The sequence below is a fragment of the Streptomyces sp. NPDC091279 genome, assembly GCF_044757465.1.
GTDB lineage: Bacteria > Actinomycetota > Actinomycetes > Streptomycetales > Streptomycetaceae > Streptomyces.
The window spans coordinates 827,616-840,208 of the sequence record NZ_JBIVVA010000001.1 but is presented as its reverse complement, the minus strand read 5'-3'; the positions used below and the strand labels follow the sequence as shown (position 1 = coordinate 840,208).

Annotated in this window: 11 protein-coding genes; 8 read left to right on the top strand and 3 right to left on the bottom strand. The window is 71.9% G+C overall.

Annotation, left to right across the window (positions count from 1 at the left end; translation table 11 throughout):
• Positions 1–188 precede the first annotated feature (188 nt).
• The 4 genes from ACIQOU_RS03575 (at position 189) to ACIQOU_RS03560 (ending at position 4,839) form a co-directional block, all read left to right on the top strand.
• The gene (locus ACIQOU_RS03575) at positions 189–1,262 is read left to right on the top strand and encodes a phospholipase D-like domain-containing protein (protein WP_401533492.1); all 1,074 of its coding nucleotides are present in this window, start codon (positions 189–191) and stop codon (positions 1,260–1,262) included.
• A gap of 86 nt (positions 1,263–1,348) precedes the next feature.
• Positions 1,349–2,290, top strand: coding sequence for an amidohydrolase family protein (locus ACIQOU_RS03570; RefSeq protein WP_401533491.1), 942 nt, complete (start codon positions 1,349–1,351; stop codon positions 2,288–2,290).
• Between the two features lie 318 nt (positions 2,291–2,608).
• Positions 2,609–3,037, top strand: coding sequence for a MarR family winged helix-turn-helix transcriptional regulator (locus ACIQOU_RS03565; RefSeq protein ID WP_401533490.1), 429 nt, complete (start codon positions 2,609–2,611; stop codon positions 3,035–3,037).
• A 128-nt stretch (positions 3,038–3,165) separates the two neighbouring features.
• The gene (locus ACIQOU_RS03560; protein ID WP_401533644.1) at positions 3,166–4,839 is read left to right on the top strand and encodes an MFS transporter; all 1,674 of its coding nucleotides are present in this window, start codon (positions 3,166–3,168) and stop codon (positions 4,837–4,839) included.
• A 67-nt stretch (positions 4,840–4,906) separates the two neighbouring features.
• On the opposite strand, the gene gap is transcribed toward ACIQOU_RS03560, so the two are convergent.
• Positions 4,907–5,905 (bottom strand): type I glyceraldehyde-3-phosphate dehydrogenase, encoded by a 999-nt coding sequence (gene gap / locus ACIQOU_RS03555; RefSeq protein ID WP_401533489.1) that lies wholly within the window; start codon positions 5,903–5,905, stop codon positions 4,907–4,909.
• Positions 5,906–6,031: 126 nt separating this feature from the next.
• Positions 6,032–6,988, bottom strand: a complete 957-nt coding sequence (locus ACIQOU_RS03550) for a GlxA family transcriptional regulator (protein WP_401533488.1) — start codon at positions 6,986–6,988, stop codon at positions 6,032–6,034.
• Between the two features lie 244 nt (positions 6,989–7,232).
• Here ACIQOU_RS03550 and ACIQOU_RS03545 point away from each other — a divergent pair, with 244 nt between their 5' ends.
• Complete coding sequence (locus tag ACIQOU_RS03545; RefSeq protein WP_401533487.1) at positions 7,233–7,592, top strand: PRC-barrel domain-containing protein; 360 nt, start codon at positions 7,233–7,235, stop codon at positions 7,590–7,592.
• 9 nt (positions 7,593–7,601) lie between these two features.
• Here ACIQOU_RS03545 and ACIQOU_RS03540 read toward each other — a convergent pair whose 3' ends face one another.
• Positions 7,602–8,336: an MgtC/SapB family protein gene (locus ACIQOU_RS03540; RefSeq protein WP_401533486.1), complete on the bottom strand. Its 735-nt coding sequence runs from the start codon at positions 8,334–8,336 to the stop codon at positions 7,602–7,604.
• A 3,171-nt stretch (positions 8,337–11,507) separates the two neighbouring features.
• Here ACIQOU_RS03540 and ACIQOU_RS03535 point away from each other — a divergent pair.
• The 3 genes from ACIQOU_RS03535 to ACIQOU_RS03525 all read left to right on the top strand — a co-directional run bounded on the left by ACIQOU_RS03535 (position 11,508) and on the right by ACIQOU_RS03525 (position 12,517).
• Positions 11,508–11,678 (top strand): hypothetical protein, encoded by a 171-nt coding sequence (locus ACIQOU_RS03535; RefSeq protein ID WP_401533485.1) that lies wholly within the window; start codon positions 11,508–11,510, stop codon positions 11,676–11,678.
• A 144-nt stretch (positions 11,679–11,822) separates the two neighbouring features.
• Positions 11,823–12,359: a hypothetical protein gene (locus ACIQOU_RS03530; protein WP_401533484.1), complete on the top strand. Its 537-nt coding sequence runs from the start codon at positions 11,823–11,825 to the stop codon at positions 12,357–12,359.
• Positions 12,356–12,517: a hypothetical protein gene (locus ACIQOU_RS03525; RefSeq protein ID WP_401533483.1), complete on the top strand. Its 162-nt coding sequence runs from the start codon at positions 12,356–12,358 to the stop codon at positions 12,515–12,517. The genes ACIQOU_RS03530 and ACIQOU_RS03525 overlap by 4 nt, the downstream gene beginning before the upstream one ends.
• Positions 12,518–12,593: the final 76 nt, after the last annotated feature.

The window sequence follows — 12,593 nt, the reverse complement described above, 5'->3', positions numbered from 1 at the left end:
CGCTCTCGCGGGACTCCCGTGAACCGGCTCTCACCTGCACCTTGTCCCTTTTGTGCGGTTCGGTCGGCGATGAGGTCCGGTGAGTTGGGTCGTGTTTCCCGGCGTGGCGCTCTACGCGCGTGGTGTCATTCCCTCGCTCGCCCGCACGACTCCGCCCTGGCGAGCGGCAACTCGACCAGGAGCCCCCCATGTTGTGGAAGATCGCCCGCCGCGCCGGAGCCGTGCTGACCGTCGGCGCCGCCGTGCTCGCCACCGCCGCCTCCGCCCCGTCCGCCACCCCCACGCACGCCACGCCCGCCACGCCCGCCACGCACGTCACGGACGTCGCGGACGTCGCGGTCTCCGTGAACGCCACGTCCTACTCCGCGTTCGCCTTCTCGCAGAGCGGCGGCCAGCCCGCCATCCACGACTTCATCACCTCGGCCACCAAGTCCCTCGACCTGACCATGTACGAACTGGAGGACACCAGCGCCGTCAACGACCTCATCGCCCTCAAGAACAAGGGCGTCAAGGTGCGGGTGATCCTCGACCGGCAGCACAGGACCGCCGACGACACGGCCTACACCAAGCTCCACACCGCGGGCGTGGGCGTGGTGTGGTCGTCCGCCGCGTTCGTCTACACCCACCAGAAGACCATCACGGTGGACGGCGCCAAGTCCCTGATCATGACCGGAAATCTCACCTCCCGGTACTACCCGACCAGCCGCGACTACGGGGTCTTCGACAACGGCCCCCGGGACGTCGCCGCCATCGAGAAGGTCTTCGCCGCCGACTACGCCGCGAAGTCCGTCACCCCGTCCGACGGTGATCATCTGCTCTGGTCCCCCACCGACTCCCGCAACCGCCTGGTCGCCCTGGTCGACGGCGCCACCAAGACGCTCGACGTGGAGGAACTGGAGCTGAGTGACAGCGCGGTGGTCTCCGCCATCGCGGCCCGCGCGAAGGCCGGCGTCCGGGTCCGGGTGGTCCTGGAGACGCCGGGCCACTACGCGAGCGAGGTCTCCCGGATCAAGGCGGCCGGCGGCACGGTCGTCGGGTACGCCGACCCGAACGGCTTCTACATCCACGCCAAGGCGATGGTCGCCGACTACGGCCGGTCCAGCCAGGCCGTGGAGGTCGGCTCGATGAACGTCAGCAGCAACTCCCTGGGGCGCAACCGGGAGTTGGGGATCATCCTCAACGGCACCGGGGCGGCCGACGCGGTGGCGAAGACCGTCGAGTCGACGTTCGCGCGGGACTACGCGGGCGGCACCGCCGCCTGAGCGACGGGCGGAGAGTCGCGTACCCGGCGCGGGGCGTCTTCCCTACCGTGGGAGGCGCAGCCACCGACCGCCTCCGGGAGGCACACGTGACGGACTCTCCGCCCTTCGTCGACGTCCACACGCACTTCGTGACCGAACGGTATGTCTCGGCCGCGCGGGCCGCCGGCATCGAGCATCCCGACGGCATGCCGGGCTGGCCCTCCTGGAGCCCCGAGGGGGCGTTGGCCCTGATGGACGAGGCGGGGATCGGCCTGTCCGTCCTGTCGGTCTCCTCCCCCGGCACCCACTTCGGTGACGATGCCGCAGCCCGCGCGCTGAGCCGCGAGGTCAACGAGTTCGCCGCCGGGCTCCATCGGGAACGGCCCGACCGGTTCGGGCACTTCGCCTCGGTGCCGTTGCCTGATGTCGACGGGGCGCTGGTGGAGGCGGCGTACGCCCTCGACGCGCTCGGTGCGGACGGGATCGCCGTGGAGACCAACTCGCGGGGCGTGTATCTCGGCGACGCGCGATTCGAGCCGTTCTGGGGGGAGTTGGATCGGCGCGAGGCGGTCGTCTTCGTGCATCCGACGTCGCCGCCCGGTTGGGAGGGGGTGGCTCTCGGGCGGCCCCGGCCGATGCTGGAGTTCCTCTTCGACACAGCTCGGGCTGCGAGTGACGTCGTCCTTGCTGGGGTCACCGTCCGGTATCCGGGCATCCGGTGGGTCTTCACGCACGGGGGTGGGGTGCTGCCGTTGCTCGCGGCTCGGATGGAGCTGTTCGAGGCGCTGATGCCGACCTCGGGGGTGGAGGTGCGTGCGGCGCTCGCCGGGCTCTGGTTCGACCTGGCCGGCACGCCGTTTCCCGATCAACTCCCCGCTCTGGAGCGGGCGTTCGGTCTGGAACGGGTGCTGTACGGCAGTGACTCCTGCTGGACGCCTGCGGCGGGCGTGCTGGCGCAGGTTGCCTCGATCGACGCGGCGCGTCAGCCGGGCGGCTCCAGTTGGCGTTCGTTGACAGGACGCAACGCGCGTCGGCTGTTCGGGAGGTGAGGTTGGCTGGCGCCTCGGGGAGGGGGACTGGGGTCTCGTGGGCGGGTGCGGCGCCGTCGTGGCTGGTCGCGCAGTTCCCCGCGCCCCTTTACGGCGTTGATGCTCGGGAGGGTTGAAGGGCTCGCCCCCTGGCAGCGAGCAGGTGCGGGGTCGTCGTGGCTGGTCGCGCAGTTCCTCGCGCCCCTTTTAGGGCGTTGGTGCTCGGGGGGCTTGGAGGGTCTTCGTCGTCGGGAGCGTAGCGGGATCGTTTACTTCTGTTTGGTTGAACAGGCCAGACTGATAAACCTACTGTTAGTACTTATGGAGGCCGATCGGGAAGTGATCCGTGAGGAGGCCGGGCTCGGGGCCGGGCTTCGGTTGGCGGTGGGCCGGGTGACCCGGCGGTTGCGGCAGGCCCATGCGGTGGGGGACGTGTCCCTGTCGGAGGTGTCGGTGCTGGCGCGGCTGTCCGGTGAGGGGCCCGGTTCGCCGTCCGCGCTGGCGGAGTCGGAGCGGGTGCGCCCGCAGGCGATGGCCACCACTCTCGCGGGGCTGGAACGGCGCGGGCTGGTCCGGCGCACCCGGCACGAGGCCGACGGGCGGCGCAGTGTCGTCTCCGTCACCGAGGAGGGACGCACGGTGCTCGCGGAGCGGCGATCGGCGAGCGTGCGGCGCCTGGACGCCGTTCTGGAGGAGTTCTCCGAGCGGGAGCGGGCCGTGCTGGCCGCGGCGGTGCCCCTGCTCGACCGGCTGGCGGAACGGTTGTGAGCGCGCCCGGCGGCGGGTTCTTCGCGCGGGTCGCCGCCCGCGCGGTGCGCCGGCACGACGTGCCCCCGGGGCCGAACTACAAGTGGGTGGCGCTGTCCAACACCACCCTCGGTGTGCTGATCGCGACCATGGACGCGTCGATCGTGATCATCTCGCTGCCGGCGATCTTCCGGGGCATCGGGCTCGACCCGCTCGCGCCCGGCAACATCGGCTATCTGCTGTGGATGATCCTCGGGTATCTGCTGGTGTCGGCGGTGCTGGTGGTGGTCCTGGGGCGGCTCGGCGACATGTTCGGGCGGGTGCGGATCTACAACCTCGGCTTCCTGGTGTTCGCGTGCGCCTCGGTCGCGCTGTCCCTCGATCCGTTCCGGCAGGGCGCGGGGGCGTTGTGGCTGATCGGCTGGCGGCTCGTGCAGGCGTTCGGCGGGTCCATGCTGACGGCGAACTCGGCGGCGATCCTCACCGACGCGTTCCCCGCCCGGCAGCGGGGCACGGCCCTGGGCATCAACCAGATCACGGCGCTGGCCGGGCAGTTCCTCGGGCTGCTCGCGGGCGGGCTGCTGGCCGTCGTCGACTGGCGTGCGGTGTTCTGGGTGAGCGTGCCGATCAGCATCACCGGCACGATCTGGTCGTATCTGAGCCTGCGGGAGACCTCGCCGGGGCGGCCCGGGCGCATCGACTGGCTGGGCAACGCCACGTTCGCGCTCGGCGCCGGCATCCTGCTGGCCGGTATCACCTACGGCATCCAGCCCTACGGCGGTGACCCCACCGGCTGGGGCAACCCGTGGGTGCTCGGTGCCCTCTTCGGGGGCGGGGCCCTGCTCCTGGCGTTCTGCTACGTGGAGACCCAGGTGGCCGAACCGATGTTCAACCTCGCCCTGTTCAAGATCCGGGCGTTCGCGGCGGGCAACCTGGCGGCGCTGCTGACGGCGATCGCGCGGGGCGGCCTCCAGTTCATGCTGATCATCTGGTTGCAGGGGATCTGGCTGCCGTTGCACGGTTACGCGTTCGAGGACACGCCGCTGTGGGCGGGCGTCTTCATGCTGCCGTTGACCGTCGGGTTCCTGATCGCCGGGCCGGTCTCGGGGTATCTGTCCGACCGGTTCGGGGCGCGGTTCTTCTCCACGGCGGGGCTGCTCGTCGTCGCGGGGTCGTTCCTGGGGCTGCTCGTGCTGCCCGTCGACTTCGACTATCCGTCGTTCGCGGGGCTGCTGCTGCTCAACGGGCTGGGGCAGGGCATGTTCTCGGCCCCCAACACCTCGTCCGTGATGGGCAGCGTCCCGCCGGAGTACCGGGGTGTCGCCTCGGGCATGCGTTCGACGTTCCAGAACTCCGGTACCGCCCTGTCCATCGGGGTGTTCTTCTCGCTGATGGTGTCCGGGCTCGCCTCGACGCTGCCCGGGACGCTGCGGGACGGGCTGACCGCGCACGGTGTCCCGCACGCGGCCGCCGCGCACGCGGCCGGACTGCCGCCGGTGAGCACGTTGTTCGCCACCTTCCTCGGCAACAATCCGATCGCGCATCTGCTCAGCTCGGAGGGGGTCCTCCATCAGCTGACGGCGGCGCAGCGGGCGGTCCTGACCGGGCACACGTTCTTCCCGCAACTGGTCGCGGGGCCCTTCCACCACGGTCTGACGATCGTCTTCGGCGTCGCCGCCGGGATGGCGCTGATCTCGGCCGTCGCCTCGGCGCTGCGCGGCACCCCAGCGCCGCGTCCCACCGAACCCGGTCCGGCGGGGGACGGCCCGGCGAAGCCGCCGGACCCGCACGGTTCCACGCCCGTCGGCGAACGGCCGCTGTAGACGCGCCGGTGGCCGCCCGCTCCCCCTGGGGAAACCGGCGGCCACCTCGACGGACGGGCGGGGGCGGTCAGTTGCCCGCGAGGAGCTCCAGGGTGTCGATCACCCGGTTGGAGAAGCCCCACTCGTTGTCGTACCAGGCGACGACCTTGATGTGGCGGCCCTCGACGCGGGTGAGGGCCGAGTCGAAGATGGCCGAGGCGGGGTTGCCGGTGATGTCGGAGGAGACGAGCGGGTCCTCGGAGTATTCGAGGACTCCGGCGAGGGGGCCCTCGGCCGCGGTGCGGTAGGCGGCGAGCACCTCCTCACGGGTCACGTCGCGGGCGACGGTCGTGTTCAGCTCGACGATCGAGCCGACCGGCACCGGGACCCGGATCGAGTCGCCGGACAGCTTGCCGTCGAGGTTGGGCAGCACCAGGCCGATCGCCTTGGCGGCGCCGGTGGTGGTCGGCACGATGTTGACGCCGGCGGCGCGGGCCCTGCGCGGGTCGCGGTGCGGGCCGTCCTGGAGGTTCTGCTCCTGGGTGTAGGCGTGCACGGTCGTCATGAAGCCGTGTTCGATGCCGGCCAGGTCGTCGAGAACGGCGGCCAGCGGAGCCAGCGCGTTGGTCGTGCAGGACGCGTTCGAGACGACGGTGTGCGTGGCCGGGTCGTAGGCGTCGGTGTTGACGCCGTACGCGAGGGTCACGTCGGCGCCGTCCGAGGGGGCGCTGACCAGGACCTTCTTGGCGCCCGCCGTGAGGTGGACGCGGGCGGCGTCGGCGGCGGTGAAGCGGCCGGTGGCCTCCAGGACCAGGTCGACGTCCAGCTTGGCCCACGGCAACTGGGCCGGGTCGCGCTCGGCGAGAACGGTGATGCGGCGGCCGTCGACCACGAGCGTGTCGCCGTCGACGGTCACGGGGCGGCCGAGCCGTCCGGACGTCGAGTCGAAGGCGAGCAGCCGCGCGAGGGCGGTGGGTTCCGTGAGGTCGTTGACGGCGACGATCTCCAGGGTGCTGTCGCGTTCGAGCAGGGCGCGCAGCACGTTGCGGCCGATGCGACCGAAGCCGTTGATGGCGAGGCGAGTCATGAGAAGTGTCCCTTCATTCTCGTTCCCCACCAGGGTCGGGCGGGTCGGGCGGTACGGACAGTGGCATGATCGCCATGGTTCACAAGGATCACGCCAGGGCCTGGCGGGCCCGTCGGCCGAGGGGTGTCATTCGCCCCGGGCGAAGGTGCGGCGGTACTCGGTCGGGGTGGTGCCGAGGATGCGTTGGAAGTGCAGGCGCAGGTTCGAGCCGGTGCCGAGGCCGACGTCGGCGGCGATCTGCTCGACGCCGCGTTCGGAGCGTTCCAGCAGCTCACGGGCGCGGTCGAGGCGGGCCCGCATCACCCACTGCATCGGCGTGTACCCGGTCTCCTCGACGAACCGGCGCGAGAAGGTGCGTGGTGAAACGGCGGCCTGCCGGGCCAGCGTCTCCAGGGTGAGGGGTTCGTCGAGGTGGCGCAGGGTCCACTCACGGGTCGAGGCGAAGCGTTCGCCGAGCGGCTCGGGCACGCTGCGCGGCACGTACTGGGCCTGGCCCCCGCTGCGGTAGGGGGCGGCGACCAGGCGCCGGGCGGCGTGGTGGGAGGCGGCGACGCCGAGGTCGCCGCGCAGGATGTGCAGGCACAGGTCGATGCCGGAGGCGGCGCCGGCCGAGGTGAGGACGGTGCCCTCGTCGACGAACAGGACGTTCTCGTCGACCTGGACGAGCGGGTGTTTCGCGGCGAGGGCCCGGGTGTAGTGCCAGTGGGTGGTGGCGCGGCGGCCGTCGAGGAGACCGGTGGCGGCGAGCGCGAAGGCGCCCGTGGAGATGGCGGCGAGCCGGGCGCCCCGGGTGTGGGCGGCGATCAGGGCGTCGGTGACGGCGGGCGGCGGGTCGTCGCGGTCGGGGAGGCGGTAGCCGGGGATGAACACGATGTCCGCCCAGGCGAGGGCGTCCAGGCCGTGGGCCACGTGGTAGGAGAGGCCGTCGCCGCCGGTCACCAGGCCGGGGGCGGCGCCGCACAGCCGTACCTCGTAGGGCATGCTCGCGCGGGTCGTGAAGACCTGGGCGGGGATGCCGACGTCCAGCGGTTTGGCGCCTTCCAGGACGAGGACGGCGACGCGGCGGAGGCGGGGCGTGGGCACGGGGACAGCGTACGCAGCACCGCAGGACGGGGCCGCCGAACGGGGTCGGGGGAGCCGAACGGGGTCAGGGCCGCCGGTGGGGATCGCGGGCGCCGATCGGGGTCGGGGCGGCCGGTGGGGATCGGGGCGGTCGTGGGGATCGGGGCGGCCGGTGGGGTTTGGCGGGCGGCTGCGGGGAGACCCGCTGCGAACCGGCGCACAGCGTTGCGCCGTTCACCCGCACACCGATGAGGAAGGCACCACCATGACCGACGGCTCCCTGTGGGGTTACGCCCCCAGCGCAGGTCACACCCCGGACGCGGATCTGACCGGGTACAAGGTCGAGGCTCTCGACGGGCACATCGGCAAGGTCGACAAGCACTCCAACGACGTCGGCGCGCAGTACCTGGTGGTGGACACCGGGCCGTGGATCTTCGGCAAGGAGGTGCTGCTGCCGGCCGGCACGGTCGCCGCCGTCGACCACGAGGACGAGGTGGTGCGGGTGGCCCGGACCAAGGAACAGATCAAGGGCGCCCCGGAGTTCGACAAGGACACGCACCTGGGCGACCCCGGTTACCGGGACCAGCTCAGCGGCCACTACGGGACCGACGGCCCCGGTCACTGACCGTCCGGCTCATTCGTCGTCGGCGTTCGGCGTGGTGAGGGCCACGTCGATCACGCCGTCGTCCTGGAACAGCTCCGACAGCAGTTCGGTCGGGTCCCTGCTGCCTTCCAGTTCCAGCAGGACCCGGGCGGCGTCGTCGGTGCGACCGGGCAGGCGTTCCACCTTCACCTGGAGTATCCGCAGGCCGCGCCGGGTGCAGGTCTGCATCAGGCGGGGCAGCAGCGCCGTTCCGGTGCGGTAGGTCAGCCGGATCTCGAAGGCGGTGGCCGCCGAGGCCGGGACCAGGCGGGCGGCCAGCGGCGGGTAGCCGCGCACCACCAGGAAGTGCAGGGCGGCGGCCGCGAACGCGAGCAGCGGCAGCCCGCCGCCGCAGGCCATGCCGACGGCGCAGGTCAGCCAGATCGTGGCGGCGGTGGTCAGGCCGCGGACGGCGTCGCGGCGGACGAAGATGAGGCCGCCGCCGATGAACCCGATCCCGGAGACGATCTGGGCCGCCACCCGGGACGGGTCGAAGGAGACGTTCTCCAGGCCGAGCACGGCGGTGAACCCGTGCTGGGAGACCTGCATCATCAGCGCGCTGGCGACCCCCACCAGGGTGTGGGTGCGCAGTCCCGCGCTCTTCTGTTTGGCCGCCCGCTCCCAGCCGATGAGGCTCGACAGGAGCAACGCGAGCCCCAGTTCCGCGAGTTGCCGAAGTCCTTGTCCGTTCTGCGGGTCCCACAACGCCGCCGCCACCTCGTTCACGGGTGCGATCCTGCCCCGTTTCCCCTCTCGCACTCCCGTGCGGTCCGCGCACGTCCGGGCCGGAAACCGTTCGTCGAGCGGTCCGCCCGGCACCGGAGCGGGCGCGGTGAGTCACCCCGGCCGTCCACCGGCGGGCGACGGCCCCCGCCGGTGGACGGAACCAAGTCAGGAGCCGATGTCTCAACTTCGGCCGCCTTTATTCCCCGCCGCCCACAAGAACCCCAGGTAACTTCGTATTCGCAAAAGATTCACGAAAGCAGCACACTTTCCGTCCCCCTTTTTTCAAGCCATTTCCCTGAACCGGGCAGGCGCATTCCGGCAAAAACTCCCCCTCTCGGATCGAGTGAACCAGAAAGGAAAACCCGTACCGGAACCACACTCTCCGGATAGGGGTTCTTAGGGGACCTAGGGGGTGAGGCTCCGTCTGCCCGTCGCACACTTTCCACGACGCTCCGCCCGACAGCCGGAACGTACGGAGAAGAGGTCCAGACCACGGAGTTCGCTCAGGTCGAGTCCGCGGGATGGGAGTGGACTACGCCACTTCGACGCATTCCCCTACGGGCGCTTCGAAGTCCGGCCGGGCGGATGACGCCGATCAGCTGTCCCGGACCGTGTGTTGTGTACGACGCGGCGACGGAATACCAGAACCCGAAGTCCGCACAAACGACAATCGGCCCTCCGGCGAATACCCCGCCGTTCCGGACGGCCCCCGGTACTGCTGCGCGGCGAGGCGCCGCCCGCCCAGGCGCCGAGCACCCTCGGCCGCACCGGCCGCCCGTCGCACGTCCGCTGACCGCGCACGGCTACGCCGTCTTCGAACGGCTGGTTCAGGCCGTCTCGTTGCGCGGGCAGTGTTCCAGGGACGGACGCGGCGGGCGACACGATCGTCCGGGGCACACCGGTGCTCGACCGGTACGCGCAGCCCGGATCGGCCTTCCGCGAGCACCAGGTGGAGAACGGCGTCGGCTTCCCGCTCGGCGTGGAGGGGCCGACATCGACCCGCAGTGGGCCTTCGGGCTGTCCGAGGGGGATCGCGGCGGCAGTCCGAGGGGGATCGCACCGAGCAGGGTGGGTGACCGTCAGCGGCCTCAAGCGGATCGCGGGCGTGCCGGGCGGGATCTCCGTCCCGGTGCTGAAGATGGCCGACCGGCAGCTCAAGACCAGGCTCGGCCGCGAGGGGGACGAGATCGCCGACTCCGGCGTCCGGCTGCGGGCTGCGGGCTGCGGGCTGCGGGCTGCGGGCTGCGGGCTGCGGGCTGCGGGCTGCGGGCTGCGGGCTGCGGGCTGCGGGCTGCGGGGCATCTTGCCGGGTGAGATGTTCGTGGGCTGGCTCGTCCTGCTGCGCGGATTCGGCGCCCTCGGCGCGAGGGGGCGCACTGTTCGCGCTCGCTGGGCATCCGGGTGTCGGTCGTGGACACCGACGTGTGGGCGTCGATCGACCGCGGCCGGGCGCGGCTACGGGACGTACGCAAGCGCCAACGAGGCGCCCGCGCGCCGTTCCTGGTCATCGGCAGCACTGGTGAACTGGCGCTCGCCGAGGACGAGGTGCCGCTGCTGCCGGATGGCGTGCACCTGGCTGGGTTCGCCACCTTCGTCATCGGGGACTTCAGCCTGCTCAGCGAGGGCAGAAGCTGCCGGCCCAGGTGGTCCCCTCCGTCGGCGTCTGCTGCACGCTGCCGGTGGGGATCAGCGCGACCCTCCTGGGCTAGGGGCGTTCCCTGGAGCCCTTTGCGTGCGAGGGCATCGTCGATCGCGGTTACGACGCCTACCGGGTGGGCGCCCTGATCGCCGCCCGCCAGTTGTGCCGCGAGGCTGCCGAGCTGAGCGTCGGGCCGCACGTGGCGCCGGTCGAGGAGGCGATGTCGGACGCGGAGCTGTTCGGCGCGCGCTTCGAGGAGCGCCTCGCCTCCGGCACCCGTCGCCCCATTGCCCCGGCACCGACTTGCGGGGCCACGTCGCGACGGCGGCACGGTGAGGGCCCGTCCCGCCGGTCCGTGCGTCGCCGTCATCGTCGTCGGGCACGGCGCGGTCGGCGGGCTGCACGAGGGGTTATTCGGCGATCTGGGCTTCGTGCTCAGCTAGACGCGAGCCTGTTTCGCCGCCAACTACAAGGAGCGCCTCCCCTGCGGCACCCGCCGCCCCGGCGCCGACGTGCGGGAACACGCCGCATCGGCGGCACGGTGACGGCCCACCTCACCCGTCCGCACCTCGCCGTCATCGGGCATGGCTCGGCTGGCGGGCCACACGAGAAGCTCCTCGGTGACCTGGGCTTCGCGCCCAGCCAGACACGAGCCTGTTCGCCGCGCGCTACGAGGCGCATCTCGCCTCCGGCACCCGCCGCCCCGGCACCGACTTGCCGGGACACCCCGCGACGGCGGCCCGCTGACGGCCCACCCCACCCGTCCGCACATCTCCGTCATCGGGCATGGCTCGGCTGGCGGGCCACACGAGGAGCTCCTCGGTGACCTGGACTTCTCCCGCCCAGCAAGACGCGAGCCTGTCGGCGCCCACTACAAGAATCACCTCGCCTCCGGCACCCGCCGCCCCCACACCGACCTGCCGGAACACACCGCGACAGCGACCCCGTGACAGCACACCCCATCGATCCGCACCTCGCCGTTATCAGCCACGGCGCGGGCGTCGAGCCGCACGAGAAGCTCCTCGGCAACCTGGGCTTCACGCCCAGCGAGACGCGAGCCTGTTCACCGCCCACCACGAGGCGCACCTCGCCTCCGGCACCCGCCGCCCCGGCACCGACCTGCCGGGACACCCCGCGACGGCGGCCCGCTGACGGCCCACCCCACCCGTCCGCACATCTCCGTCATCGGGCATGACGCGGCCGGCGAGCCGCACGAGAAGCTCCCCGGCGACCTGGACTTCTCCCGCCCAGCAAGACGCGAGCCTGTCGGCGCCCACTACAAGAATCACCTCGCCTCCGGCATCCCTCACCCCCACGCCGACCTGCCGGAACACACCGCGACAGCAACCCTGTAACGGCCCATCCCGCCGACACGCACCTCGGCGTCGTCAGGCACGGCGCGGGCGTCGAGCCGCACAAGAAACTCCTCAGCGACCTGGGCTTCGCGCTCAACGTCGTCGCCCCTGCCCGCCACCACGACCGGCGCCACCCCGGTCTATGAGCGGATCGAGGCGGCCACGAAGGAAGGGCCCGTGGACGTCTGGTCGGTGTGCGCGGCCGCAGCCCACCTGGACGCCGCCGCCAAGGTGCCGACCGTCGGTCCTGCCGCCCGGCTCTTGATGGAGAACCCCCTGTGCAGGACCCGTGACGTCCTCGCGGTCACCCCTCTGCCGACGCCCACCCCAGGGCGCGACTGGTCGTGATGGGCCGGTACCGGCGCTCCACGGCGACGGTTGTGCTGCGGTCGCTGCTGAGCAAGTTGGCGTCCGAGTGCCCAGTCCGCGCGGTCCGGGTCGGGTGCGGCAAGGACCGGCGGGACGACATCACCGCCAGCCGGTTCGTTGACCGTGGCTACGGCGTGTTCGGCCACGAGTGGCTGCAACAAGCCCGGCGTGCTGCGGGGCGCCCTGCCCCAGCCGTCCTGCGACAGCTTCATGAGCGCCCGGCCGCGCGCCGACCTGCTGCGGGTCGCCCTGGACTCCGAGCTGACCAATACCGCCGCGCGCGAACAGGCCGTGGTGCACGGCGTCGACGTCGAGCTGTACTCCACGGTGGCCGGTGCCGACCCTCCTGGCCAGGTGAGGGTGCCCGCCTGGTCCGACCTGCCCGTGGGCGTCGGCGTGAGCCGTTCAGCGGTGCGTCGAGATCCTCGCCGGGCCCTTCCGGGCGGCCTGGCCCTCGATCCGGTGCCCCTCCCGCAGGGCACCCGGCTCCCGTGTGACACGCATCGGCTGGCCGGGCCCGGGACGGCACGGCACGGCACGGCACGGCACGGCACGCGGACACCTCATCCACGACTCCCCGTTGGGCAACGCCCCGCGCTGATCGGTGACGCCGGCGCTCTCCCCCCGTCGGCCCACCCGATCTGGAGCTGCCCGGCATGACCCACATCAGCCCCCTGGCGAAGGCGGCCGACGCCGTCAGCACTCCGCCGGTCCCGGCACGGCACGCGAACACCCATCTCACCCACGCCCCCCTATTGGACAACGCCCCACGCTGGCCGGTGCTGACGGCGCTCTCCCCGTCGGCCCACCCGATCTGAACCTACGCGGCATGACCCGCATCAGCCCCCTGCCGGAGGCGGCCGACGCCGTCAGCGCTCCGCCAGTTCCGGCCCG